The sequence below is a fragment of the Izhakiella capsodis genome (genome assembly GCF_900115045.1).
Taxonomy (GTDB): Bacteria; Pseudomonadota; Gammaproteobacteria; order Enterobacterales; family Enterobacteriaceae; genus Izhakiella; species Izhakiella capsodis.
On sequence record NZ_FOVC01000001.1, the window covers coordinates 40,857 to 67,379 of the forward strand.

General features: G+C 51.1%; 26 protein-coding genes. 25 read left to right on the forward strand and 1 reads right to left on the reverse strand.

Annotated features, from left to right (window positions below):
- Positions 1 to 219: 219 nt before the first annotated feature.
- The 6 genes from BM191_RS00225 to nei all read left to right on the forward strand — a co-directional run bounded on the left by BM191_RS00225 (position 220) and on the right by nei (position 5,300).
- Positions 220 to 426: a DUF2517 family protein gene (locus BM191_RS00225; RefSeq protein ID WP_092873557.1), complete on the forward strand. Its 207-nt coding sequence runs from the start codon at positions 220 to 222 to the stop codon at positions 424 to 426.
- A gap of 152 nt (positions 427 to 578) precedes the next feature.
- Positions 579 to 1,535 carry a DUF523 and DUF1722 domain-containing protein gene (locus BM191_RS00230; RefSeq protein WP_092873559.1) on the forward strand — a complete coding sequence of 319 codons (957 nt, stop codon included), beginning with the start codon at positions 579 to 581 and terminating at the stop codon, positions 1,533 to 1,535.
- A gap of 19 nt (positions 1,536 to 1,554) precedes the next feature.
- Positions 1,555 to 2,988, forward strand: a complete 1,434-nt coding sequence (gene phrB / locus BM191_RS00235; RefSeq protein WP_092873561.1) for a deoxyribodipyrimidine photo-lyase — start codon at positions 1,555 to 1,557, stop codon at positions 2,986 to 2,988.
- Positions 2,988 to 3,731 (forward strand): type 2 GTP cyclohydrolase I, encoded by a 744-nt coding sequence (locus BM191_RS00240; protein ID WP_092873563.1) that lies wholly within the window; start codon positions 2,988 to 2,990, stop codon positions 3,729 to 3,731. The genes phrB and BM191_RS00240 overlap by 1 nt, the downstream gene beginning before the upstream one ends.
- A gap of 128 nt (positions 3,732 to 3,859) precedes the next feature.
- Positions 3,860 to 4,507, forward strand: coding sequence for a pyroglutamyl-peptidase I (pcp, locus tag BM191_RS00245; RefSeq protein ID WP_092873565.1), 648 nt, complete (start codon positions 3,860 to 3,862; stop codon positions 4,505 to 4,507).
- Positions 4,508 to 4,520: 13 nt separating this feature from the next.
- Positions 4,521 to 5,300 (forward strand): endonuclease VIII, encoded by a 780-nt coding sequence (gene nei / locus BM191_RS00250; protein WP_092873567.1) that lies wholly within the window; start codon positions 4,521 to 4,523, stop codon positions 5,298 to 5,300.
- Positions 5,301 to 5,351: 51 nt separating this feature from the next.
- Here the strand turns inward: nei and BM191_RS00255 are convergent, their stop codons facing one another.
- Complete coding sequence (locus tag BM191_RS00255; RefSeq protein ID WP_092873569.1) at positions 5,352 to 6,626, reverse strand: citrate synthase; 1,275 nt, start codon at positions 6,624 to 6,626, stop codon at positions 5,352 to 5,354.
- Positions 6,627 to 7,281: 655 nt separating this feature from the next.
- Between BM191_RS00255 and sdhC the strand changes: the two genes are divergently transcribed.
- The 19 genes from sdhC (at position 7,282) to cpoB (ending at position 26,458) form a co-directional block, all read left to right on the forward strand.
- Complete coding sequence (sdhC, locus tag BM191_RS00260; RefSeq protein WP_092873571.1) at positions 7,282 to 7,671, forward strand: succinate dehydrogenase cytochrome b556 subunit; 390 nt, start codon at positions 7,282 to 7,284, stop codon at positions 7,669 to 7,671.
- Positions 7,665 to 8,012 (forward strand): succinate dehydrogenase membrane anchor subunit, encoded by a 348-nt coding sequence (gene sdhD / locus BM191_RS00265; RefSeq protein WP_092873573.1) that lies wholly within the window; start codon positions 7,665 to 7,667, stop codon positions 8,010 to 8,012. The genes sdhC and sdhD overlap by 7 nt, the downstream gene beginning before the upstream one ends.
- Positions 8,012 to 9,778, forward strand: a complete 1,767-nt coding sequence (gene sdhA / locus BM191_RS00270) for a succinate dehydrogenase flavoprotein subunit (RefSeq protein ID WP_092873575.1) — start codon at positions 8,012 to 8,014, stop codon at positions 9,776 to 9,778. Before sdhD ends, sdhA begins: the two co-directional genes overlap by 1 nt.
- A gap of 16 nt (positions 9,779 to 9,794) precedes the next feature.
- A complete protein-coding gene (locus tag BM191_RS00275) occupies positions 9,795 to 10,511 on the forward strand; it encodes a succinate dehydrogenase iron-sulfur subunit (protein WP_092873578.1) in 717 nt (238 codons plus the stop codon).
- Positions 10,512 to 10,747: 236 nt separating this feature from the next.
- Positions 10,748 to 13,570 (forward strand): 2-oxoglutarate dehydrogenase E1 component, encoded by a 2,823-nt coding sequence (gene sucA, locus BM191_RS00280; protein ID WP_092875120.1) that lies wholly within the window; start codon positions 10,748 to 10,750, stop codon positions 13,568 to 13,570.
- Complete coding sequence (odhB, locus tag BM191_RS00285) at positions 13,570 to 14,793, forward strand: 2-oxoglutarate dehydrogenase complex dihydrolipoyllysine-residue succinyltransferase (RefSeq protein WP_092873582.1); 1,224 nt, start codon at positions 13,570 to 13,572, stop codon at positions 14,791 to 14,793. The genes sucA and odhB overlap by 1 nt, the downstream gene beginning before the upstream one ends.
- 94 nt (positions 14,794 to 14,887) lie before the next feature.
- Positions 14,888 to 16,054: an ADP-forming succinate--CoA ligase subunit beta gene (sucC, locus tag BM191_RS00290; RefSeq protein WP_092873585.1), complete on the forward strand. Its 1,167-nt coding sequence runs from the start codon at positions 14,888 to 14,890 to the stop codon at positions 16,052 to 16,054.
- Positions 16,054 to 16,929 carry a succinate--CoA ligase subunit alpha gene (gene sucD / locus BM191_RS00295; protein ID WP_092873588.1) on the forward strand — a complete coding sequence of 292 codons (876 nt, stop codon included), beginning with the start codon at positions 16,054 to 16,056 and terminating at the stop codon, positions 16,927 to 16,929. The genes sucC and sucD overlap by 1 nt, the downstream gene beginning before the upstream one ends.
- Positions 16,930 to 17,621: 692 nt before the next feature.
- Entirely contained in the window at positions 17,622 to 19,190 is a 1,569-nt protein-coding gene (gene cydA / locus BM191_RS00300; RefSeq protein ID WP_092873591.1) for a cytochrome ubiquinol oxidase subunit I, read from the forward strand.
- A 16-nt stretch (positions 19,191 to 19,206) separates the two neighbouring features.
- Entirely contained in the window at positions 19,207 to 20,346 is a 1,140-nt protein-coding gene (gene cydB / locus BM191_RS00305) for a cytochrome d ubiquinol oxidase subunit II (RefSeq protein ID WP_092873594.1), read from the forward strand.
- 17 nt (positions 20,347 to 20,363) lie between these two features.
- Positions 20,364 to 20,468, forward strand: coding sequence for a cytochrome bd-I oxidase subunit CydX (gene cydX / locus BM191_RS00310; protein ID WP_092873596.1), 105 nt, complete (start codon positions 20,364 to 20,366; stop codon positions 20,466 to 20,468).
- A complete protein-coding gene (ybgE, locus tag BM191_RS00315) occupies positions 20,465 to 20,758 on the forward strand; it encodes a cyd operon protein YbgE (RefSeq protein WP_092873599.1) in 294 nt (97 codons plus the stop codon). The genes cydX and ybgE overlap by 4 nt, the downstream gene beginning before the upstream one ends.
- A gap of 218 nt (positions 20,759 to 20,976) precedes the next feature.
- Positions 20,977 to 21,381 (forward strand): tol-pal system-associated acyl-CoA thioesterase, encoded by a 405-nt coding sequence (gene ybgC / locus BM191_RS00320; protein ID WP_092873602.1) that lies wholly within the window; start codon positions 20,977 to 20,979, stop codon positions 21,379 to 21,381.
- On the forward strand, positions 21,378 to 22,064 hold the full coding sequence (gene tolQ / locus BM191_RS00325) for a Tol-Pal system protein TolQ (RefSeq protein WP_092873605.1): 687 nt from the start codon (positions 21,378 to 21,380) through the stop codon (positions 22,062 to 22,064). The genes ybgC and tolQ overlap by 4 nt, the downstream gene beginning before the upstream one ends.
- Positions 22,065 to 22,078: 14 nt before the next feature.
- Positions 22,079 to 22,507: a colicin uptake protein TolR gene (gene tolR, locus BM191_RS00330; RefSeq protein WP_092873608.1), complete on the forward strand. Its 429-nt coding sequence runs from the start codon at positions 22,079 to 22,081 to the stop codon at positions 22,505 to 22,507.
- Between the two features lie 28 nt (positions 22,508 to 22,535).
- Positions 22,536 to 23,669, forward strand: a complete 1,134-nt coding sequence (gene tolA, locus BM191_RS00335; RefSeq protein WP_092873611.1) for a cell envelope integrity protein TolA — start codon at positions 22,536 to 22,538, stop codon at positions 23,667 to 23,669.
- Positions 23,670 to 23,792: 123 nt separating this feature from the next.
- Positions 23,793 to 25,085, forward strand: coding sequence for a Tol-Pal system beta propeller repeat protein TolB (gene tolB / locus BM191_RS00340; RefSeq protein ID WP_092873614.1), 1,293 nt, complete (start codon positions 23,793 to 23,795; stop codon positions 25,083 to 25,085).
- A 47-nt stretch (positions 25,086 to 25,132) separates the two neighbouring features.
- Positions 25,133 to 25,648, forward strand: a complete 516-nt coding sequence (pal, locus tag BM191_RS00345) for a peptidoglycan-associated lipoprotein Pal (protein ID WP_092873617.1) — start codon at positions 25,133 to 25,135, stop codon at positions 25,646 to 25,648.
- Positions 25,649 to 25,657: 9 nt separating this feature from the next.
- The gene (cpoB, locus tag BM191_RS00350) at positions 25,658 to 26,458 is read left to right on the forward strand and encodes a cell division protein CpoB (protein WP_092873620.1); all 801 of its coding nucleotides are present in this window, start codon (positions 25,658 to 25,660) and stop codon (positions 26,456 to 26,458) included.
- Positions 26,459 to 26,523: the final 65 nt, after the last annotated feature.

The following is a 26,523-nucleotide window of genomic DNA, read 5'->3' on the forward strand; positions in this document are numbered from 1 at the left end:
AAACAAGCCCATGTTTTTGACAAAAGTAATGCAAATCAGGACTAAAAATCGCGGTTGTATTTACGTTAATTTAACCTCTTATTTACCAGAATAATACAAGGTTTTATTCTGGTAAATAAGCGCACGATTTGCCCGTTCATTGTGGTCGGATGAGTGGTTTTTTATATCAACGACGGTATTATTTTATTTAATCAGAAGCCATTCACTGTGGGAGGATACATGGCGCTCTATCATTCATATTCACCACTTCGTGTTTTTTTTCGTCGTCTGACTGCGGTGGTCATTGGCGTGCTGACACTGCCTTTTATGCTACATCGCCGCGATCGCGCCCGCTTTTACAGCTATTTGCACCGTTACTGGTTAAAAACCAGCAACAAGCCGGTCTGGCTGTCGCAGGCTGAATCAACCGGCGCCTACTACTACTGATCTGCCGGTTTCAGTCGATCCAGAAAATTATAATCCCGCTTCTGGCGGGATTTTTTTATTTTTGTCAAAGGGCTCCGACCATTTTTTTCACGCCAGTAGACAGACTTTGCGCTACACTCTAACTTATACAGTGATGAAAAGGTTGTACAACTATGAATGAGAAAATCCCTGTAGGAATCAGTGCCTGTCTGCTGGGTGAAAATGTCAGATTTGATGGCGGACACAAGCGCTGTAATTTTGCCACCGATGAGCTCGCGCCTTATATTCGCTATGAACCCGTTTGTCCGGAAATCGCTATCGGGCTGGATACGCCACGCCCGGCACTGCGGCTGGTTGAACTGCAAGGAGGCGAAGTTTCGCTAAATTTCAGTAATGGCAAGGGTGAACCCATGACCCGGCAGATGCGAAGTTTCTCGCAGCGTAAAGTCGCGACGCTCAGCCATCTGTGTGGCTATATCGTCTGTGCAAAATCGCCAAGCTGCGGCATGGAGCGCGTGAGACTTTATCAGCCAGATAGTAATGTCAACCGTAAAGCGGGGCGTGGTTTATTTACCGCGGAGCTGATGGCGGCATTCCCCTGGCTTCCAGTCGAAGAGGAGGGACGCCTTAACGACGCGGCGATTCGGGAAAATTTTGTCGAGCGGATCTTCACATTAAATGAACTTAACCAGCTGTGGCGCAGTGGATTGACTCGCTCAAAGCTGATCGCTTTTCACAGTCGCTACAAACTCTCTTTATTGGCGCACAGCCAGAAGGCTTATCGCGAACTCGGGCGTTTCGTTGCAGCTATTGACAACTGGGACTCGCTGGAAGCGTACACCTGTGAATATCGCCAGCGCCTGATGGATTTACTAAAAAACCAAGCTACCCGCAGCAATCACACCAATGTCCTGATGCACGTACAGGGGTATTTCCGCCGTGAGCTAAACTCTCCACAGCGTCAGGAGTTGGCTTCGCTTATCGACCATTACCGACGTGGACTTCAGCCGCTGCTGGCGCCAATTACGCTGCTTAAACACTATATGGCGGAGTATCCCAATTCCTGGCTGGCGCAACAGCGCTATTTTGAACCCTATCCGGAAGCCTTACGGCTACGTTATGGGCATTGATGCTCGCTAAGGAGTTTTTATGAATACTCACTTGGTCTGGCTGCGTAACGATTTGCGAACCCATGATAATTATGCGTTACACGCCGCATGTCGTGATAGTCAGGCAAACGTTATTGCGCTTTTTATTGATACCCCTGGTCAGTGGAAAAAGCATGGCATGGCGCCACGGCAGGCGCTGTTTCTCTGGCACAGCTTACAGGATGTACAGGATTCGCTGGCGCAAAAGGGGATTGCGCTTTATCAGGAGAGTGCCGATGATTTTCATGCTGCAGTAAAAAAATTGGTGGCTTTTTGTAAAAAACATAACGTTGACCGCCTGTTTTACAATTATCAGTATGAGGTCAATGAACGCGATCGCGATGCGCAGGCTGAATGCGAGCTGGGTGACGCTGACGTCGAGGTCCAGGGATTCGATGACAGCGTGTTGTTTGCGCCAGGGAGCATACAGACCGGCGGACAAGCAATGTATAAAGTGTTTACCCCCTTCTCTCAGGCAATCATTAAGCGTTTGCATCAGGAGCTACCCACCTGTGTCAATGCCCCCACCGTTCGTGAAAGTGCGCCGATAACGCGTAAACCTTTACTTAAAAAATTCGATTACCCCTGTGAGGAGTACGACGAAACGGTGTTTCCTTCAGGCGAGCAGGCCGCCATGGAGCGACTGCGTCAATTTTGCCGTACATCCGTTACTGATTATCCCAAGCAGCGCGATATTCCGGCGCAGGACGGCACCAGCCGTCTGTCGGTTTATCTGGCTCTGGGGGTTCTCTCTCCGCGTCAGTGCCTGCACCGTGTGCTGGCAGAGCATCCGCGTGTGCTCGACGGAGGAGCGGCTCTTGTCTGGCTGACTGAAATCATCTGGCGTGAGTTTTATCGCCATCTGCTGGTCGCCTGGCCTGATTTATGTAAGCACAGGCCATTCGTTAACTGGACGCGTAACATTCGCTGGCAGAAGAATGAACACCATCTGCAAGCATGGCGTGAGGGAAAGACAGGCTATCCCATTGTTGATGCTGCAATGCGTCAGCTCAAAACCCTCGGCTGGATGCATAATCGTTTGCGTATGATCAGTGCCAGCTTTCTGGTCAAAGATCTCATGCTGGACTGGCGAACAGGCGAGCGTCATTTCATTGAGCATCTGATCGATGGCGACCTAGCTGCAAATAATGGTGGCTGGCAGTGGGCCGCCTCAACGGGAACTGACGCGGCACCCTATTTTCGTATTTTCAACCCGACAACGCAGAGCGAGCGTTTTGATGCCAGCGGCGATTTTATCCGCCGATGGGTTCCTGAACTGAAAGACGTACCCGATAAAAATATTCACGCGCCTCATGAATGGGCAAAAAAAAATCGTCAAAAACTCGCATATCCGGCACCAATTGTGGAACATAAAGCAGCAAGAAAACAGACGCTGGATGCCTTCGAGGCAGCGAAGAATCAACAGGATACCTGATGCGCAATAGTGAATTAGAGCAGATTGTTAACCGTCAGCTAAACACGGCTGGCTTCCAGGATTACGCACCGAATGGATTGCAGGTTGAAGGGCGGGCGGAAATAAAGCGCGTTGTGACCGGCGTGACTGCCTGTCAGGCGCTACTGGATGAGGCCGTACGTCGGCAGGCAGATGCGGTGCTGGTCCATCATGGTTTTTTCTGGAAATCAGAACCCGCAATCATTAGCGGAATGAAGCGCCGGCGTTTAAAGACGCTACTTGCCAATGATATTAATCTCTTTAGCTGGCATCTCCCGCTTGATGCACATCCCTCGCTTGGCAACAATGCACAGCTGGCTGATATGCTTGATATTGAGGTCCGGGGTGAAATTATGCCGCTGGTACTCTGGGGCGAACTGACCACACCGCTTGACGGCACGGCGCTCGCGCAGCGCATAGGCGAGGTGCTGAAGCGTCAACCGCTGCACTGCGGCGACAACGCACCGAAAATCATTCGTCGTGTTGCCTGGTGTACCGGCGGTGGTCAGAGCTTTATCGACGATGCGGCGGCGTTCGGCGTTGATGCTTTCATCAGCGGGGAGGTTTCCGAAAAAACCATCCATACTGCACGCGAATGTGGACTGCATTTTTATGCAGCCGGTCACCACGCCACCGAGCGGGCTGGCATTCGGGCGCTGGGGGAGTGGCTGGCGAGTGAGCACGGGCTGGACGTCACCTTTATCGATATTGATAATCCAGCCTGAACAATGCGCAGCAGCTTCTCCCCTCTGGGATCACGGCAAGGGCGCTGATAGCCCACCGCCTTCCAGTGCTTATCTGTTAGTCGTATTACGCAATAAGCTTGCGCAGTGAAAAAAGGACAGAAATTGCATTGAAAACGGTATTAATCACCGCTTTCGAGCCTTTTGATGGTGAAACAGTGAACCCATCATGGGAAGCGGTACGTCAGTTGGATCAACGTGAGCTGATGGGGGCGACAGTCGTTGCCTGCCTTCTACCCTGCGAATTCGGGCAATCGCTGGTGGTGCTAAAGCAGGCGATTAATCGTTTGCGGCCAACGTTGGTGATGGCGACTGGTCAGGCAGGGGGACGATCTGAGGTGAGCGTCGAACGCATTGGCATCAATATTGATGACGCACGTATTGCGGATAATCGCGGAAGACAGCCTGTTGATCAGCCAATTGTGCCAGAGGGACCGGCAGCCTATTTTGCCACGCTGCCCATCAAAGCGATGGTTGCTGCTATTCGCGAAGCAGGCATCCCTGCGGTTATATCGCAAACTGCCGGCACGTACGTATGTAATCACGTATTGTATAGCTTGCTGCACTACTTACATCACGCCATGCCGGAGGTTCGCGGCGGCTTTATCCATATTCCTTACCTGCCGGAACAGGTGGTTGCACGCCAGGGGCAGGCCAGCATGTCGTCCGACAACGTTATTCGTGCTTTGGAGGCGGCATTGATCACTGCGCTCAGCACAGAACATGATATCCGCCAGACGGGCGGAGCAACTCACTAATCAGGATGCGATGATGCCAGAGGGACCAGAAATAAGGCGACTGGCTGACAGGCTGGAGGAAGCTGTTGGTCAGCAGCCGTTGACCGACGTGTGGTTTGCATTCCCGGCGCTGAAAACCTATGAGCCAGCACTGGAAGGCCAGCAGATAACTGATATTGAAACACGGGGTAAGGCGATGCTTACCCACTTCAGTAACGGCCTGACACTCTATAGCCACAATCAGTTGTACGGTGTCTGGCGAATTACTGATGTTGATGAGAAGGTGGATACCCGGCGGGTGCTGCGTGTGAAACTGGCAACGGGCGAAAAACAAGCGTTGCTTTACAGCGCCTCAGACATCGAACTTCTTAACGCTGAGGGGCTGATTCAGCATCCTTTTTTACAGCGAGCCGGGCCGGACGTGCTTGATCCCAGACTTGACGAGGAACAGGTTGCCCAACGGCTGCTGTCGACAGGTTTCCGACGCCGCCGCTTCAGCGCTCTGCTTCTTGACCAGTCCTTCCTTGCCGGATTAGGTAACTATTTACGGGCAGAAGTTCTCTGGCACGCGGGGTTGCTAGCTACACATCGTGGAATGGACCTGACGCCGCCGCAGTGCCGGGTTTTGTCTCAGGCGCTGATTGCAGTACCACGCTTCTCTTATCAGACACGTGGCACGATGGAAAAAGGCGCGGCATTTCGTTTCGAGGTTTTTCAACGGCAGGGGGAGAGATGTCGCCGCTGCGGTGAGATAATTCATAAAGCCACGCTGGCCTCGCGGCCCTATTTTTGGTGTCCGGGCTGCCAGAAATGAAAACGAGTGCCATCGCACCCGTTTCTATCAAAATCTGAAATCCGTTAAGTTCTACGCAGGTTTAAAAGTGCGCTTCTTATAGCCGGTATACAACTGCCGTGGGCGCGCGATCTTCATTTCCTCGTCATGCATCTCCTTCCAGTGGGCGATCCAGCCGACGGTGCGCGCCATGGCAAAAATGGCGGTAAACATAGAAATCGGAATGCCCATCGCTTTCAGGATCAGCCCTGAGTAGAAATCCACGTTTGGATAGAGCTTACGTTCGATGAAGTAGGGATCGTTGAGAGCGATATGTTCCAGTTCCATAGCGATTTCAAGCAGGTCATCTTTCATACCCAGTTCCTGCAGCACTTCATGGCAGGTTTCACGCATGACGGTAGCGCGGGGGTCGTAGTTTTTATAAACGCGGTGACCAAAGCCCATCAGGCGGAAAGAGTCATTTTTATCTTTGGCCCGCCGCAGGAATTCCGGAATATGATCAACGGTTTCAATCTCTTCCAGCATGCGCAGACAGGCCTCATTGGCGCCACCGTGCGCCGGTCCCCATAGTGAGGCAATACCCGCAGCGATGCAGGCGAAGGGGTTAGCACCGGAAGAGCCTGCGGTGCGAACGGTAGATGTTGAGGCGTTCTGCTCGTGATCGGCATGCAGGATCAGGATGCGATCCATTGCTTTTTCCAGTACCGGATTGATTTTATACTCTTCACAGGGTGTTGAAAACATCATGTGAAGGAAGTTGCCAGCGTAAGAGAGGTCATTACGGGGATAAACGAAAGGTTGACCAATCGAGTACTTGTAGCACATTGCGGTTACTGTCGGCATTTTGGATAGTAGCCGGAACGCTGCGATTTCACGGTGGCGTTCAATGTTCACATCCATAGCGTCATGGTAGAACGCCGCCAGTGCGCCGGTAACACCACACATTACCGCCATCGGGTGCGAGTCTCGGCGGAAACCCCGGAACAGATGGGTTATCTGTTCATGGATCATTGTGTGACGGGTAACGATGGTTTTGAATTCCTCAAGCTGTTTTTTGCTGGGTGCTTCGCCATTAAGCAAAATGTAGCAAACTTCAAGATAATTTGAGCGTGTTGCTAGCTCATCAATAGGAAAACCACGGTGCAAAAGGATACCTTCATCGCCATCAATAAAAGTAATTTTTGACTCGCAGGATGCGGTAGAAGTAAATCCCGGATCGAAAGTAAACAGATCGTTGGAACCCAGAGTACGTACGTCTACTACTTCCTGGCCGAGGGTGCCTTTAAGCACTTTCAGCTCAATAGGCGTTCCACCTTCAAGGGTAAGCGTTGCTTTTTTATCAGCCATTTTAGTCTCCTTAGCGCCTTATGGTTGGAATCTTCCTCCTCTGAAATGCACCATGCCCGGTATTGCTCTCGCCAATGGCAGCCTGGTGACTCTGAGGCGTGTGCCTTAGGGTACAAAGCTAAACGCGCATGTCAGTAGGAGAGCGCGTTAATTTTGCGTTTCAAGGATGTTAAAGATTCGATGTGATCATGACCTACTCATACAGATTTAATCAAAATCTGATAGTTAGAAGTTTTTTACTTTACTGATGAGCGTTACAGATTAACAAATTGCTCAATGTTACATAACGTATGCTTAGGGGAAAGTGTATCCCCATAACTTTTGTGCACCAAAGGTTCTTTATCCGCTTGTTTGTAACAAAAATGTTTAACTTTTGTCAAATCAGATAATTAAAATTGCATTAAATAATGAAATCGTGAATAAGATCACTGTTTCACCTAAATGTGACCAAAGAGTTTGTAGGGTAATTGTAATAAGAATGTGAACGCCCTATACTTCGGTCAGGTCTCCGGAATACCCTGACACCAGGAGCCACCCAGCGTTTTACCACGTCAATGACACTGGATGTTGCTGTTTTGGTGACATAGCTCGAATCAGACAATGGTACTGTCTGGCTAGCCTTCAGGACCGGAGGAAGCAAAATAAAAAAAGCTGTGTGGGCAAAACTGTGAAAAAACAAAGACCTGTCAATTTGGATCTCACTACGATCCGTTTTCCTGTTACCGCAATTGCATCCATTCTCCACCGCATGTCAGGCGTCATCACCTTCATTGCCGTTGGCATTCTGCTCTGGTTACTGGGTCTTTCGCTCTCATCGCCTGAAGGATTCATGCAGGCTGCGGCAATCATGGAAAGCTTTATCGTCAAATTCATCATTTGGGGCATCCTTACTGCGCTGGCTTATCACATCGCGGGCGGGATCCGTCACGTGCTGATGGACTTCGGTATTCTGGGAGAAACACTGGAAGCCGGAACGCGCTCCGCGCAAATCTCTTTCATTATCACTGTCGTGCTGTCTATTCTCGCTGGAGTCCTCGTATGGTAAGCAATGCTTCTGCGCTGGGGCGTAACGGTATTCATGACTGGTTGCTGCTACGCGGTGCGGCCATGATAATCGCGTTTTATGTGCTCTATATTCTTGCTTTTGTCATTATATCCGCACCGCTGAATTATGACGTTTGGCACGGATTCTTTGCGTCTAACTTCACTAAAGTATTTACCCTTCTGACACTATTTTCCATCCTGGTGCATGGCTGGATTGGTATGTGGCAAGTGCTCACCGACTACGTCAAGTCGGTCTGCGTCCGGTTGCTGCTGCAACTGGTTGTTGTCATTGTCCTGTTTGTTTATGCGATTTATGGAACCGTCGTAGTGTGGGGTGTGTAATGAAATTATCTGTCAGAGAGTTTGATGCCGTAGTGATTGGTGCTGGCGGGGCTGGGATGCGTGCTGCACTGCAAATCTCTCAGTCCGGTCAGAGCTGTGCCTTATTATCAAAAGTTTTTCCAACGCGTTCCCATACGGTTTCCGCTCAGGGCGGTATTACTGTGGCCCTCGGTAATACCCACGAAGATAACTGGGAATGGCACATGTATGACACCGTCAAAGGTTCCGACTACATCGGCGACCAGGACGCAATTGAATATATGTGCAAAACCGGTCCGGAAGCTATTCTGGAGCTGGAACATATGGGGCTGCCTTTTTCCCGTCTTGATGACGGCCGAATTTACCAGCGTCCGTTCGGCGGTCAGTCAAAAAATTTCGGTGGTGAGCAGGCTGCGCGTACTGCGGCTGCTGCCGATCGTACTGGGCATGCGTTGTTGCATACTCTCTACCAGCAAAACCTTAAAAATAAAACGACGATCTTCTCCGAATGGTATGCCCTTGATCTCGTCAAAAATGCCGACGGTGCCGTGGTAGGTTGTACCGCACTCTGCATTGAATCTGGTGAAGTGGTCTACTTTAAAGCCAAAGCGACGGTGCTGGCTACCGGTGGTGCCGGGCGCATTTTTCAGTCAACGACCAATGCCCATATCAACACTGGCGATGGTGTTGGCATGGCGTTGCGTGCCGGCGTGCCGGTACAGGACATGGAAATGTGGCAGTTCCATCCTACCGGTATCGCCGGTGCGGGCGTGCTGGTCACTGAAGGCTGCCGCGGCGAAGGGGGCTACCTGCTCAATAAGCACGGCGAACGCTTTATGGAACGTTACGCGCCTAACGCCAAAGATCTGGCCGGTCGCGACGTGGTCGCCCGCTCAATGATGATTGAGATCCGCGAAGGTCGCGGTTGCGAAGGCCCGTGGGGACCGCACATTAAGCTCAAGCTGGATCATCTCGGAAAAGAGGTACTGGAGGCGCGTCTGCCTGGTATTCTTGAGCTGTCGCGTACGTTTGCCCACGTTGACCCGGTCAAAGAGCCGATCCCGGTGATCCCAACTTGCCACTATATGATGGGGGGTATTCCGACCAAAGTCTCGGGTCAGGCGTTGGGTGTTAACGAACAGGGTGAGGATGTTGTGATACCTGGGTTGTTTGCTGTAGGTGAAATTGCCTGCGTATCGGTTCACGGTGCTAACCGTCTCGGCGGTAATTCTCTGCTCGATCTGGTGGTGTTTGGCCGTGCTGCCGGCCTGCATCTGCAGGAATCTATTGCCCAGCAGGGCGAACTGAAGGATGCCACCGGGGAAGAGATTGACGCCGCACTGGCACGTTATAATCGTTGGGATAACAACCGATCCGGTGAAGATCCCGCCGAACTGCGCAAAGCGCTTCAGATCTGCATGCAGCACAACTTTTCGGTCTTCCGTGAAGGTGATGCGATGGCGAAAGGGTTGCAGGAGCTGAAAGAACTGCGCGAGCGGCTGAAAAATGCCCGTCTTGACGATCGCTCCAGTGATTTCAACACGCAGCGGGTTGAATGCCTTGAGCTGGATAACCTGATGGAAACCGCCTATGCCACTGCGGTCGCAGCGAATTACCGCACCGAAAGTCGCGGCGCACATAGCCGTTTTGACTACCCGGAACGTGACGACGCCAACTGGCTGTGCCATAGCCTGTATATGCCGCAATCGGAGAGCATGACGCGCCGCAAGGTGAATATGCAACCGAAACTGCGCGAGGCATTCCCGCCAAAAGCGCGAACCTATTAATTGCGGAGAGAAAACGATGAGACTCGAATTTTCTATTTATCGTTATAACCCTGAGGTTGATGACGCACCGCGTATGCAGGACTATTCGCTGGAGGCGGAAGACGGGCGCGATATGATGTTGCTGGACGCCCTGATGCAGTTGAAAGATAACGATCCAACTCTGGCTTTTCGCCGTTCATGTCGTGAAGGGGTTTGCGGCTCGGACGGCCTGAATATGAACGGTAAAAATGGTCTGGCCTGTATTACGCCGGTTTCTGCGCTGGGCAACGGCAAGAAGAAAATCGTCATTCGACCGCTACCTGGCCTGCCGGTTATTCGTGACCTGGTTGTTGATATGAGCCAGTTTTATGCCCAGTATGAAAAGATCAAACCGTTTTTACTGAACAACGGAGAGAACCCGCCTGCACGAGAACATCTGCAATCGCCGGGCCAGCGTGCAAAACTGGATGGTTTGTATGAATGCATTCTCTGCGCCTGTTGCTCTACTTCCTGTCCATCATTCTGGTGGAATCCGGATAAGTTTATCGGACCTGCCGGGTTGTTGGCAGCCTATCGATTTTTAACTGACAGCCGTGATACTGAAACCAATGAGCGTCTTGATAACCTCAACGATGCTTTTAGCGTTTTCCGGTGCCATAGCATCATGAACTGCGTCAACGTCTGTCCAAAAGGGCTGAACCCGACCCGTGCCATTGGTCATATCAAATCGATGTTGCTGCAGCGCGGCGCTTAACTGAAGTGATTCAGACGGGTGAGTCCGCCCGTCTGCTGCTGGAAACCCCGGTAAGGCCTGTCGGCAAAGGCGGTCAGACTAGCCTTACCAGGGTTCCCATACGGGACGAATGCATCTGTAGTTCGACTCGTATCGTTGAACTTTCTACTACGGCAAGCCGTTAATGCGGCGAGTGATCCTCTGGGATCCCATTTATCACCACGGAAAGAAAGCAGAAAATGCTTAAGGGCATCAACATGCAGAACAGCGCGATGAAACTCTGGCTGGACTCTTCCTGGCTGGCTGGCGCAAACCAGTCCTACATAGAGCAGCTCTATGAGGATTATCTCACCGATCCTGACTCTGTGGATGCGGTCTGGAAGACGCTCTTCCAGCAGTTACCCGGCACTGGAGTCAAACCTGAACAGTTTCACTCCCAGACGCGTGAATATTTTCGGCGTTTGGCGAAAGATAGCACCCGTTACACCGCTTCAGTCTCCGATCCCGCAACCAATTCGAAACAGGTTAAAGTCCTGCAGTTGATCAACGCGTATCGTTTCCGTGGTCATCAGCACGCGGCTCTTGATCCGCTTGGTTTATGGAAGCAGGAGAGGGTTGCCGATCTCGATCCGGCGTTTCATGAACTGAGTGCTGAAGACTTTGAGGAGTCGTTTAATGTCGGCTCTTTTGCCATTGGCAAAGAGACGATGAAGCTGGCGGATTTAGTCGCGGCGCTAAAACAAACCTACTGCGGTTCGATTGGCGCTGAATATATGCATATCACCAGCACTGAAGAGAAACGCTGGATACAGCAGCGTATTGAATCAATCGTTGGTCTGCCGACGTTTTCTGATGAAGAGAAAACGCGTTTTCTCAAGCAGCTCACTGCGGCGGAAGGGCTGGAGCGCTACCTGGGGGCAAAATTCCCTGGCGCTAAGCGCTTCTCGCTGGAAGGGGGTGATGCTTTAGTGCCTATGCTTAACGAAATGATCCATCATGCGGGTAAAAGTGGTACTCGCGAAGTGGTGCTGGGCATGGCGCACCGTGGTCGCCTGAACGTGCTGATCAACGTGTTAGGTAAAAAACCGCAGGATCTGTTCGACGAATTTTCAGGTAAACATAAAGAGCACCTTGGTACCGGCGATGTGAAGTACCATATGGGCTTCTCATCGGATGTGGAAACCACGGGGGGGATGGTGCATCTGGCGCTGGCGTTTAACCCGTCACATCTGGAAATTGTCAGCCCGGTGGTGATGGGGTCCGTACGTGCCCGCCTTGATCGTCTGGATAAGCCGGGCAGCAATCAGGTATTGCCGATCACTATCCACGGCGATGCTGCCGTTACAGGGCAGGGCGTGGTACAGGAGACGCTGAACATGTCCCTGGCGCGCGGCTACGAGGTGGGGGGGACGGTACGTATTGTCATCAATAACCAGGTTGGTTTTACCACATCTAATCCGCGTGATGCGCGTTCCACGCCCTATTGTACCGATATCGGCAAAATGGTGCAGGCGCCGATTTTCCACGTTAATGCTGACGATCCGGAAGCAGTGGCTTTTGTTACCCGCCTGGCGCTGGATTATCGTAATACCTTCAAGCGTGACGTATTCATCGATCTGTTCTGTTATCGCCGTCATGGTCACAATGAAGCTGATGAGCCGAGTGCCACGCAGCCGCTGATGTATCAAAAAATTAAAAAACATCCGACGCCGCGTAAAATTTACGCCGATCGCCTGGAGGCCGCTGGCGTGGTGAAAATCGAAGACTCGACTGAAATGGTTAATCTTTATCGTGACGCGCTGGATGCCGGTGAATGCGTAGTGCCTGAATGGCGCCCGATGAGCCTGCACTCTTTTACCTGGTCGCCGTATCTCAATCATGAATGGGATGAGAGCTATCCCGAAACCGTTGATATGAAACGTCTGCAGGAGCTTGCGAAACGCATCAGTCAGGTGCCGGAAGCCGTTGAGATGCAGTCACGCGTGGCAAAGATCTATAACGACCGCGCAGAAATGGCCTCGGGCAATAAAGCGTTTGACTGGGGGGGCGCTGAAAACCTCGCTTATGCAACCCTCGTTGACGAAGGTATTTCGGTTCGTCTTTCCGGTGAGGATAGCGGACGCGGCACCTTCTTCCATCGTCATGCGGTGATCCATAACCAGATCAACGGGTCCACCTATACACCACTCCACCATATTCACAGTGGTCAGGGCGAATTTAAAGTGTGGGATTCCGTACTCTCTGAAGAGGCAGTGTTGGCGTTCGAATATGGCTATGCCACGGCTGAGCCACGCACGCTGACCATCTGGGAAGCGCAATTTGGTGACTTTGCCAACGGAGCGCAGGTGGTCATCGACCAGTTTATCAGCTCCGGCGAGCAAAAATGGGGTCGTATGTGTGGCCTGGTTATGCTTTTGCCGCACGGCTATGAAGGTCAGGGACCAGAGCACTCATCCGCTCGCCTTGAGCGTTATCTTCAGCTTTGTGCTGAACAGAATATGCAGGTGTGTGTACCCTCAACGCCGGCTCAGGTATATCACATGCTGCGACGTCAGTCGCTGCGTGGTATGCGCCGTCCGCTGGTGGTTATGTCACCTAAATCGCTGCTGCGTCATCCACTGGCGATTTCCAGCCTGGATGATTTAGCCAACGGCACATTTCAGCCAGCTATCGGTGAAATCGACGATCTGGACCCACAGGGCATTAAACGCGTTGTTCTCTGTTCCGGTAAGGTCTATTACGACCTGTTAGAACAGCGCCGTAAGAACGAGCAGACTAACGTTGCTATCGTTCGTATAGAACAGCTGTATCCATTCCCGCAAAAGGTATTACAGGATGTATTACAGCCCTATGCGCACGTGCATGATTTTGTGTGGTGTCAGGAAGAGCCACTGAATCAGGGTGCATGGTACTGTAGTCAGCACCATTTCCGTGAAGCGGTGCCCTTTGGCGCTTCATTACGTTATGCCGGCCGCCCAGCGTCGGCTTCGCCAGCCGTAGGCTACATGTCCGTTCACCAGCAGCAGCAGCAAGATCTGGTTAATGATGCGCTGAGCGTTGATCAATTAAAGGATAAATAATGAGTAGCGTAGATATTCTTGTTCCCGACCTGCCTGAGTCCGTTGCTGATGCAACCGTCGCAACCTGGCATAAAAAAGCCGGTGATAGCGTCAAGCGCGATGAGGTGCTGGTAGAAATTGAAACTGATAAGGTTGTATTGGAAGTGCCGGCAGTTGCTGATGGCATTCTGGATACGATCCTTGAGGACGAGGGCGCGACGGTGACATCGCGTCAGGCGCTCGGGCGCCTGATTGAGGGCAACAGCACCGGTAAAGAAACCTCGGCCACAGTAGAAAAAAAAGAACCCACCCCGGCTGAACGTCAGACGGCTTCGCTGGAGGATAGCGAAAGTAACGATGCGCTCAGCCCGGCGATCCGACGCCTGATCGCTGAGCATAATCTTGACGCCTCTGCCATAAAGGGCAGCGGTGTTGGTGGTCGTATCATCCGCGAAGATGTGGAAAAACATCTGGCAAAAAAACCAGCGGAAAGCAAATCGGCGTCGGCTACTTCCAGCGCCGCCATTGCGCCGTCATTAGGTAATCGCAGTGAGAAGCGCGTGCCGATGACCCGCCTGCGTAAGCGCGTTGCTGAACGCCTGCTGGAGGCCAAAAACAGCACCGCTATGCTGACGACCTTCAACGAAGTAAACATGAAGCCGATCATGGATCTACGCAAGCAGTACGGTGAAGTGTTTGAAAAGCGTCATGGCATTCGACTGGGCTTTATGTCCTTTTACATCAAAGCGGTAGTCGAAGCGCTTAAACGCTTCCCGGAAGTCAACGCCTCCATTGATGGCGATGATGTGGTTTATCACAACTATTTTGATGTCAGCATAGCGGTTTCCACGCCGCGTGGGCTGGTAACGCCGGTTCTGCGCGATGTTGATACACTGGGCATGGCTGATATCGAGAAGAAAATTAAAGAGTTGGCGGTTAAAGGGCGCGACGGTAAGTTGACGGTCGATGAGCTAACCGGCGGCAATTTCACTATCACCAACGGCGGCGTATTTGGTTCGTTGATGTCCACTCCGATCATCAATCCGCCGCAGAGTGCTATTCTCGGTATGCATGCCATCAAAGAGCGGCCGATGGCCGTTAACGGCCAGGTACAGATCCTGCCAATGATGTATCTGGCGCTTTCATACGATCACCGTCTGATCGATGGGCGTGAATCGGTCGGTTATCTGGTAGCCATTAAAGAGTTGCTTGAAGATCCCGCCCGTCTGTTGCTGGACGTGTAGTCCGTCGGGCGCGTTTTTACTATGCGCCCATGATTTCATGAGGTCGCTTTTAATCGCGACCACACTCATTTTCGACCTGAATGGATAGAACATCATGAACTTACATGAATATCAGGCCAAACAATTGTTTGCCAGATATGGTCTGCCGGCGCCGACTGGTTATGCCTGCACAACTCCGCGTGAAGCTGAAGAGGCGGCATCAAAAATTGGTGCCGGTCCCTGGGTGGTAAAATGTCAGGTACATGCTGGTGGCCGGGGTAAAGCGGGCGGCGTAAAAGTAGTGAAAAGCAAGGAAGATATTCGTGCTTTCGCAGAAAACTGGTTGGGTAAGCGCCTGGTGACCTACCAGACTGATGCTGACGGACAGCCAGTTAATCAGATTCTGGTTGAAGCGGCGACGGATATTGACCAAGAGCTTTATTTGGGGGCGGTGGTAGACCGCAGTTCGCGCCGTGTGGTTTTCATGGCTTCAACTGAAGGTGGCGTAGAAATTGAAAAAGTTGCGGAGGAAACCCCGCATCTGATCCATAAAATGGCGCTGGACCCGCTGACCGGGCCTCAGCCGTGGCAGGGCCGCGAGCTGGCGTTTAAGCTGGGTCTGACCGGCAAACAGGTCAGTCAGTTTACGAAAATCTTTATGGGTCTGGCGACGCTGTTTCTTGAGCGCGATCTGGCGCTGGTTGAAATTAATCCGCTGGTTATCACTAAAGAGGGTGACCTGGTCTGCCTGGACGGTAAACTGGGGGCTGACAGTAACGCCCTGTTTCGTCAACCGGAACTGCGCGAAATGCGCGATCCGAGCCAGGAGGACTCACGTGAAGCGCATGCAGCGCAGTGGGAACTTAATTACGTCGCCCTGGAAGGCAACATCGGCTGTATGGTCAATGGTGCGGGCCTGGCTATGGGAACTATGGACATCGTTAAACATCACGGTGGCCAACCGGCTAACTTCCTTGACGTTGGCGGCGGCGCAACGAAAGAGCGCGTCACCGAAGCGTTCAAAATCATTCTCTCCGATGCCTCGGTAAAAGCCGTATTTGTTAACATCTTTGGCGGCATCGTTCGCTGTGACCTGATTGCTGATGGCATTATCGGGGCAGTGGCCGAAGTTGGCGTAAACGTCCCGGTTGTCGTGCGTCTCGAAGGGAACAATGCAGAGCTGGGCGCTCAGCGTCTGGCAGAAAGCGGTTTGAATATTATTGCAGCAAACAGTCTGACTGACGCGGCGCAGCGCGTTGTTGCCGCAGCGGAGGGTAAATAATGTCCATCCTGATCGACAAAAACACCAGAGTAATTTGCCAGGGCTTTACCGGTGGACAGGGTACTTTCCATTCGGAACAGGCATTGGCTTACGGTACGCAGTTGGTTGGCGGTGTTACGCCAGGTAAAGGGGGTACGGTCCATCTTGGACTGCCGGTTTTTAATACGGTGCGTGAGGCGGTGGAAGCCACCGGTGCGACAGCGACGGTTATTTACGTACCGGCGCCATTTTGCAAAGACGGTATTCTGGAAGCGATTGATGCCGGTATTAAGCTGATCATCACTATCACCGAAGGCATTCCGACGCTGGACATGCTCACGGTGAAAGTAAAGCTGGATGAAGCGGGCGTAAGAATGATCGGGCCGAACTGCCCAGGCGTCATCACGCCCGGCGAATGCAAAATCGGCATCATGCCTGGCCACATTCATAAGCCTGGCTGCATTGGGATCGTTTCCCGCTCCGGTACCCTGACTTATGAAGCGGTTAAACAGACGACGGATATTGGTTATGGTCAGTCTACTTGCGTGGGCATCGGTGGCGATCCGATCCCTGGATCTAACTTTATCGATATCCTGAAAATGTTCCAGGATGATGCACAAACCGACGCTATCGTTATGATTGGTGAAATCGGTGGCAGTGCGGAAGAAGAAGCGGCTGCCTTTATTAAGTCGAACGTCACAAAGCCGGTGGTGGGCTACATTGCGGGGGTCACCGCGCCTAAAGGTAAGCGTATGGGCCATGCCGGCGCGATTATTGCCGGTGGCAAGGGCACCGCAGATGAAAAGTTTGCTGCGCTTGAAGCGGCGGGTGTTAAAACGGTTCGCAGCCTGGCTGACATCGGCGATGCCGTAAAAGCGGTATTACCCGCTAAATAGCTATTAAATTTACTCGATCTACTGGCCGCCTTTGGGTGGCCTTTTTTAATGCCATACCCTCAAAAAAACATTTTTCCGGAAATTCTACTAAACGTATCAAACAGCCTAATCTAAATGCAGAGTGGCATTTGCTGGTTTGTGGTTGAGGCTTGCGTTGGGCTATCATCGAAGCGGTTTAATAAAAACGCTACCGAGTGTAGATGGGTGAACTTATTTACTCAGGTTAAATACATGTGAATATTATTGTTAATATAAAATAACATGAGGTTATGTTTTACGTGATTCATTAGCGTCGACTAAACATCTATTTAACACGCTTATTATTTCCTATGAGAATCGCATTTATGCCTTGATTTACGTCAATATTTTGGTATTTATAGGCGATGTTTATTGTGGAAAAGGCGGAACCTTTTCGATTTAATTGTCTCCCATCAATCTGGGTAAGATAACTAAAAATCATAAAATTGCGCTAGATACAGTTTTAGTGCGGATATGGATTATCCGATTTTCTGACCTGTGTTTCGGGAAGGGTTATTCTGAGTGGCTAAAATGCCATTTATAACCAGTTAATCAAGATTGGAGGTAACATCCGTGTTTATCTCCTTAGTGTTATTTGAGCAGGCTAAAGTTTATCCGGGCGTTTTGACTGCACGCTTGTCCCGGATACTCAAAGCCAGGAGCAAGGAGTCAAGATGTTAGATATCGTCGAGCTGTCGCGTTTACAGTTTGCTCTGACGGCGTTGTATCATTTCCTTTTCGTCCCGCTAACGCTAGGTATGGCGTTTTTGCTGGCGATAATGGAAACGGTCTATGTGCTGTCTGGCAAACAAATCTATAAAGATATGACCAAATTCTGGGGTAAGTTATTTGGTATTAACTTTGCTCTGGGTGTGGCAACCGGGCTGACCATGGAGTTTCAGTTCGGTACTAACTGGTCTTATTATTCCCATTACGTCGGCGATATCTTCGGTGCTCCGCTGGCTATCGAAGGTCTGATGGCTTTCTTCCTCGAGTCCACATTTGTTGGGCTTTTCTTTTTTGGCTGGGATCGGCTAAGTAAAGTACAGCATATGGCCGTAACCTGGCTGGTTGCTTTGGGTTCGAACCTCTCGGCGCTCTGGATTTTAGTTGCCAACGGCTGGATGCAAAATCCGGTAGCCTCTGAGTTCAACTATGAAACAATGCGTATGGAAATGGTGAGCTTTTCTGGTCTGCTGTTTAATCCGGTCGCCCAGGTTAAATTCGTCCATACCGTCGCGGCTGGTTACACCACGGGTGCTATGTTTATTCTTGGCGTCAGCGCGTACTATATGTTACGCAATCGAGACTTTGCCTTTGCTAAGCGCTCGTTTGCTATCGCTGCAAGCTTCGGTATAGCAGCGGTTCTGTCTGTTATTGTCCTCGGCGATGAGTCCGGCTACGAAATTGGCGATGTGCAAAAAACCAAGCTGGCGGCGATTGAGGCAGAGTGGGAAACACAGCCTGCACCTGCGGCCTTTACCCTGTTTGGTATACCCCATCAGAATGCTGAAAAGAATACCTATGCCGTCCAGATCCCCTATGTGCTGGGTTTGATTGCAACCCGCTCTCTGGATAAGCCAGTAATCGGTCTGAAAGAACTGATGGCGCAGCATGAAATCCGGATTCGCAATGGTATGAAAGCCTACCAGTTGTTGCAGGAACTGCGTAACGGTAATACCGATCCCGCAGTGCGTGCAGCGTTTGAAAAATCCAAGAAAGATCTGGGATATGGCTTGCTACTCAAGCGCTATACCTCCGATGTGGCGAACGCCAGCGAGGCGCAGATCGCAAAAGCGACCAAGGACTCCATCCCCGACGTTGCCCCGGTGTACTTCTCATTCCGTATCATGGTGCTATGCGGTGGGCTGATGTTGTTGATTATCGGCTGCTCCTTCTGGTCAGTACTGCGTAATCGTATTGGTAAAAGTACCTTCCTGTTACGCTGTGCACTGTACGGCATTCCGCTGCCGTGGATCGCCGTAGAATCTGGCTGGTTCGTTGCCGAGTATGGTCGCCAGCCTTGGGCAATCGGTGAGGTCCTGCCAACTGCGGTAGCGAATTCCTCACTAACAGTAGGAGATGTACTGTTCTCAATAATCTTAATCTGTGGCTTATACACACTGTTTTTAGTGGCTGAAATGTATCTGATGTTCAAATACGCGCGTCTGGGGCCAAGTAGCCTGAAAACAGGGCGTTATCATTATGAGCAGTCAAACGTAGCCTCAGAGCCGGTTCGTTAAGACAGGAGTCCACAAGATGTTAGATTATCATGTATTGCGTTTTATCTGGTGGCTGCTAGTCGGCGTGCTGTTTATTGGCTTCGCCATCACCGACGGATTTGATATGGGAGTGGGTATGCTGTCGCGCCTGATAGGGCGCACGGATACTGAACGCCGTATCATGATTAACAGCGTTGCGCCGCACTGGGACGGCAACCAGGTATGGCTGATTACTGCTGGTGGCGCGCTGTTTGCTGCCTGGCCATTAGTCTATGCAGCTGCCTTTTCTGGCTTCTATGTTGCGATGATTCTGGTGCTGGCCTCACTGTATTTCCGCCCGGTTGGTTTCGATTATCGGTCGAAAATTGAAGACACACGCTGGCGTGGCATGTGGGATATCGGCATTTTCATCGGAAGTCTGGTGCCGCCGCTGGTCATCGGCGTTGCTTTTGGCAATCTGCTTGAAGGCGTGCCATTCCACTTTGATAACGACTTGCGATTGTTTTATACCGGTAATTTTTTCCAGTTGCTGAACCCCTTTGGCCTGTTAACCGGTATCGTCAGCCTGATGATGTTTTTGACGCAAGGCGCCACGTACCTTCAGATGCGGACTAACGGTGAACTGAATCTACGGTCGCGTACCTTTGCTCAGGTTTCATCGTTGGTGATGATGGTGTGCTTTATTCTGGCTGGTGTCTGGGTGACTTATGGCATCAAGGGCTATGTCATCACTTCGACTATCAACATCGACGAGGTTTCTAACCCGCTGACTAAAGAAGTTGCGCGTCAGGCCGGTGCTTGGCTGGCGAATTTCCATAATGCGCCTGTTTTATGGCTGTTTCCGCTGCTTGGTGTGTTAATGCCGCTGCTGACGACGCTCTGCTCTCGGGCCGGGAAGGGAGCCTGGGCGTTTTTGTTCTCTTCACTGACTATCGTCGGCGTTATTATGACCGTTGGTATTGCGATGTTCCCGTTCATCATGCCGTCAAGTACGTCACTGTCCAGTAGCCTGACTATGTGGGATGCAACTTCCAGCCAGCTAACGCTGCAAGTCATGTTGTATGCGGCCATTATCTTTGTACCGATCATCCTGGCTTACACCATCTGGTGTTACTACAAAATGTTCGGACGTATCACTAAAGAACATATCGAGAGCAACTCGCACTCGCTATACTGAGTTTAAGGAGACGAAACATGTGGTATTTCGCCTGGATTCTCGGCACCTTGCTGGCATGCGCCTTCGGTATTATTACTGCGCTTGCGCTTGAGCATCTCGAAACGTCTAAAACAAAAGAATGAAAAAGCTGATTGCACAAATTTGGCAGCGAATGGACAGGTGGCCTCTACGCTTACTGTCCCTGCTGCTGGCGCTCTGGCTGGCCGGCTGCCTGTTTTGGGCGCCGGCACGGTTTGCCTCCCACACCAGCACGCTGTCACTTTGGCAGGGGCTGGTTATCATGTGGGCGATATGTGCAAGCGTCATATTTGGTGTTGGCTTTCAGCCGCAGAGGCTGCGCTGGAAGATGCTGTTTTTGCCTTTGCCTGCAATTGTCGTCGTAGTCTGTGGGTTAGTTTTTTTCTATCATTGATACTCTTCGGGGTGCGATAGCCGCGCCCCGCGATTCTTCGAATACTCTGTCCAGTTTTGTCAGTTTTTGTCTAAGACTTATCTCAAAAATCTTTCTGCTTGTCAGTAACAGATATTTATTTCACTCACTCCCGGTGAATCCATTCCAAAGGGATAATCTCTTGCGTATAGTAGCTACGTTTTTAGTGTTAACGTCAACGAGCAATACCAGGATGTAAAGTGAGTACAGCGTTGTTCCGATGGCCGGTACGGGTTTACTACGAAGACACTGATGCAGGTGGTGTGGTTTACCATGCCAGCTATATTGCTTTTTATGAACGAGCCAGAACGGAAATGCTGCGTCAGTATCATTTCAACCAACAGGCCCTGTTAGAACAGCAGATCGCATTTGTCGTTCGACGCATGGCGGTGGAATATTATGCCGCCGCCCGGCTTGATGACCTGTTGGAAGTCCAATGTGAAATAGCTGCAATGTCTCGTGCTACTATGACGTTTGCCCAACGAATCATTAATGCAGGTGGTCAGCTGCTGAATGAGGCAGAAGTTCTGATCGCCTGCATCAATCCCTATCAGATGAAGCCTATTGCGCTTCCTAAGTCTATTGTCGCGGAGTTCAAGCAGTGACTGACATGAACGTTATTGATTTGTTCCTGAAGGCCAGCCTTCTGGTGAAACTTATCATGTTGATTTTGATCGGCTTCTCTATCGCTTCCTGGGCGGTAATCATTCAAAGAACGCGTATTCTGAACGCCGCAGGGCGTGAGGCCAGTGCTTTCGAAGATAAATTCTGGTCGGGGATTGAGCTATCTCGTCTTTATCAGGAAAGCCAGGCGCGTCGTGACGAGCTTTCCGGCTCTGAACAAATTTTTTACGCTGGTTTCAAAGAATTTGCACGACTGCACCGAGCAAACAGCCACGCACCTGAAGCTGTAATTGAGGGCGCGTCGCGGGCGATGCGAATTTCCATGAACCGTGAGATCGAAGCGTTGGAAACGCATATCCCGTTTCTTGGCACGGTGGGGTCAATTAGCCCCTACATTGGCCTTTTTGGGACAGTCTGGGGGATTATGCACGCTTTTATTGCGCTCGGTGCGGTTAAGCAGGCTACCTTACAGATGGTCGCACCTGGTATCGCTGAGGCGCTAATCGCTACTGCCATCGGTCTTTTTGCTGCTATCCCAGCCGTTATGGCCTATAACCGTCTTAATCAGCGGGTGAATAAGCTGGAACTCAACTATGACAACTTCATGGAAGAGTTTACCGCGATTTTGCACCGTCAGGCTTTCTCCAGCGAGAATAGTAAATAAGCAGGAGGTTGCGTATGGCCAGATCGCGAGGTCGTAACAGTCGCGCCCTGAAGTCGGAGATTAACATCGTTCCACTGCTTGATGTGCTGTTGGTGTTGCTGCTCATTTTTATGGCAACAGCGCCGATTATCACGCAAAGTGTTGAGGTGGATTTGCCTGATGCAACCGACTCTAAAACGGTTTCAAATGACGATACTCCACCGGTCATCCTGGAGGTGTCCGGCGTCGGGCAGTACAGTCTGGTGGTCGACCACGACCGCATGACACAGTTACCCCCCGAGCAAGTTATTGCAGAAGCGCAACGTCGAATGGTAGCAAATCCAAAAACTGTCTTCCTGATTGGAGGGGCAAAGGAAGTGCCTTACGATGAAATTATTAAAGCGTTGAATCTGTTGCATCAGGCGGGGGTTAAATCCGTGGGTCTGATGACGCACCCGATTTAACTCAGCGAATCAGTTTGGGAAAGCAAGAGTGTCAAAGGCAACCGGACAGAACGACAAATTAAAACGGGCGATCATCATTTCGGTAGTGCTGCATATTCTGCTGATTGCGCTGCTGATTTGGAGTTCGTTTGATGAAAATTTTGATGCCAGCGCTGGTGGTGGCGGTGGGGATATTGATGCGGTAATGGTCGATCCTGGTGCGGTTGTAGACCAGTACAATCGACAGCTAAATCAGCAAGCAGATAGCCAGCATGCGGAGCAGCAGCGTAAAAATCAGGCTGAGCAGCAGGCTGAAGAATTACAGCAGCAACAGGCCGCAGAACAGCAGCGTCTGAAAGCGATGGAAAAAGAACGCCTTCAGGCTCAGGAACAGGCGAAGCAGCAGGCGGAAAAACAGGCCGAGCAGCAACGTCAGGCTGAGCAAGCAGTCAAGCAGGCTCAGGAGCAGCAAAAGGCGGCTGAAGCCGCAGCGGCAAAAGCTAAAGCAGATGCTGAAGCCCGGGCCGATGCCCAGGCAAAAGCTGCTGCGGACGCTAAAGCAAAGGCTGAAGCCGAAGCGAAGAGCGCGGCAGCTGCTGCGCAAAAGCAGGCGGAAGAGAAGGCCAGACAGGTCGCCAGGCAAAAAGCGGCTCAGGAAGCTAAAGCGGCGACAGAGAAGAAAGAAAAAGCGCTAGCTAAAGCCAAAGCAGAGGCGGAAGCAAAGGCTAAAGCGCAGGCGGAAAAAAAGGCTGCAGCAGCAGCGAAAGCTAAATCAGCGGCGGAAGCAAAAAAAGTAACAGGCGAGGTAGAAGATTTGCTCGGTGGTCTGACATCAGGTAAGAACGCGCCGAAACAAGGGGCGGGAGGCGCTGCTGCAGGGCAGGGCAATCAGAGAAAGGCCGGGGCAAATGGTGCGGATGTCAGTAACTATGCCAGCCAGATTCAGTCAGCGATTCAAAGTAAGTTTTACGATGCTGATTCATTTAAAGGTCAGGTGTGCACGTTAAAAGTCAGGTTGGCGCCCAACGGCGGCTCGTTGATCGACGTTCAGGTTCAGGGTGGTGATCCTGCCTTGTGTCAGGCGGCACTGGCCGCAGCCCGGCAGGCGATTATTCCTAAACCACCCAGTCAGGCGGTGTATGAGGCGCTTAAAAACGCCCCGGTTTATTTCAAGCCGCAATAATTACCAACGGCATGGCATTTGGATCAGCGCTCTGCGTGCCATACTCTTTGAACTGGTTTGTTACTATCGTTGCTAAAAGACGGCTATTTATCGTGAACGTTGAGTTCAGATAAGGGAGAAAAGATGAAGCAGGTATTTCGTGTCGCGTTAAGCTTTCTACTTCTGTTCGCAGCCGCGCTGCACGCAGAAGTCCGAATCGAAATCACCCAAGGGGTAAATACGGCTCGTCCTATTGGTGTGGTGCCTTTCAAATGGGAAGGCGCGGGATCTCCTCCACAAGACGTTGGCCATATTATTGCCGCCGATCTGCGGAACAGCGGCAAGTTCAACCCTCTGGATCAATCACACTTACCTCAGCAGCCAACTTCGGCGGCAGAAGTACAACCCGCTGCATGGACAGCGTTGGGAATCGACGCCGTCGTGGTTGGTCAGGTTCAGCCAAACACCGATGGCAGCTATACCGTTTCCTGGCAGCTGGTTGATACCTCCGGCGCGCAGGCATCCGTACTGGCACAGAATCAATACAAGGTGACTGGTCAGTGGTTGCGCTATGCCGCCCACACGGCCAGCGATGAAATATTCCAGAAGCTGACTGGCATTAAAGGCGCTTTCAGAACGCGTATTGCCTATGTTGTTCAGACCAATGGCGGTAAATATCCCTGGGAACTGCGAGTGTCAGACTATGACGGTCATAATCAATTTGTTGTGCACAAAGCCTCAGAGCCATTGATGTCACCTGCCTGGTCACCGGATGGCAAACGCCTTGCCTATGTCACTTTTGAGAGCGGTCGTTCCGCGTTGGTTATCCAAACGCTGGCGACAGGTGCGATTCAGAAAGTCGCTTCTTTTCCTGGACATAACGGCGCTCCGGCATTTTCACCTGACGGGACCAAGCTGGCTTTTGTGTTGTCAAAAACCGGGAGTCTGAACTTATACGTGATGGATCTGGCCACAGGGAAAATTCGACAGATTACCGATGCTTCATACAATAGCACCGAGCCTACGTGGTTCCCTGATAGTCAGACCCTGGCTTATACTTCTGACCAGGCTGGTCGCCCGCAAATTTATAAAATTAATATCAACGGCGGCGCGCCACAGCGTCTGACCTGGAATGGCCCCCAGAATCAAGATGCTGACGTGAGCTATGACGGCAAATCAATGGTGATGATAAGCACCGCGAATGGTGCGCAGCACGTTGCCATACAGAATCTGGAAACGGGAGCCGTGCAAACATTAACGGATACGTTCCTGGATGAAACGCCAAGCCTGGCGCCAAATGGCACAATGGTTATCTACAGCTCTACTCAGGGTATGGGATCGGTGCTTAATCTGGTGTCCACCGATGGTCGTTTTAAAGCGCTCCTTCCGGCGACAGATGGACAGGTTAAAGCACCTGCCTGGTCTCCGTATCTGTGATGCATATATACTATGTATAGCAAACTAACAATAATAGGAATGAAACAATGCAACTGAACAAAGTGCTTAAAGGCTTTATGCTGGCACTGCCAGTTATCGCTGTCGCTGCATGTAGCTCGCATAAAAATAATAACAATGATCAGTCCGGCATGGGCGCTGATGGCGCTAACGGCGCTGGTATGACCAATGGAGACATGTCTTCATCTGAGCAGGCCAGCCTGCAGATGCAGCAGCTACAGAGAAATAACATCGTATACTTTGGTCTGGATAAATACGCTGTCACGCCTGAATATATGCAGATGCTTGATCAGCATGCGGCTTTCCTGCGTAACAACCCGTCTTATAAGGTGACTATCGAAGGTAATGCTGATGAACGCGGCACGCCGGAATATAACATTGCCTTAGGCGAGCGTCGTGCAAATGCCGTTAAAATGTATCTCCAGGGTAAGGGCGTCGCTGCTGATCAGATGTCTGTCGTTTCTTACGGAAAAGAAAAACCTGCCGTACTGGGTCACAACGAAGCAGCCTATGCTAAAAACCGTCGTGCCGTACTGGTCTATTAAGAGAACAATATGATTAGTAACTTCAGATCTCGTTTACTGAGTCTGTCGTTATTGATTGGCGTAGCGGCTCTCGGGGCCGCTAATGCCCAGGCGTCAATCAGTAGCGTTGGTTCAGGCTCGATGGAAAACCGGGTCACCACCCTTGAGCGCATTTCCAATGGACAGTCGCAGCTTCTGCAACAGCTTCAGCAGCAACTTTCTTCAATGCAAAGCGATATGGATTCTCTGCGTGGTCAGATTCAGGAGAATCAGTATCAGCTGAGCCAGATGGCAGAGCGCCAGAAAGATCTCTATCAGCAGGTAGATAAACTTAACAGTTCAGCCTCCAGTAGCAGCACTCAGCAACCTGGCACTGATACCGGTGCCGCTAACACTGCACCAGGCAGCAACGCTGAAACCGGCAGTGGTGCAGAGGCCGTTGCCACGGTGCAAAGCGGCGATGCGAATACTGACTATAACTCGGCCGTGTCACTGGTTCTCGAAAAAAACCAGTACGATAAAGCAATCAGCGCTTTCCAGTCATTCGTCAAAAAATACCCCAACTCCACTTATATCCCTAATGCCAACTACTGGTTAGGACAGTTAAGTTATAACAAGGGTAAAAAAGACGATGCGGCGTACTATTTTGCTACCGTGGTGAAAGATTATCCTAAGTCGCCTAAAAGCGCCGATGCCTTGTATAAGGTCGGTGTTATCATGCAGGAAAAGGGTGACAGCGGCAAAGCGAAAGCCGTTTATCAGCAAGTGGTCAAACAATATCCGAACACTAACGCTGCCAAACAGGCCGAAAAACGCCTTTCTTCATCGTGATACCGACGGTTTGACCCGATTTCGTTGCATTTCTGGTCATGCCGCATGAAAGGTAAGCAGTTGAC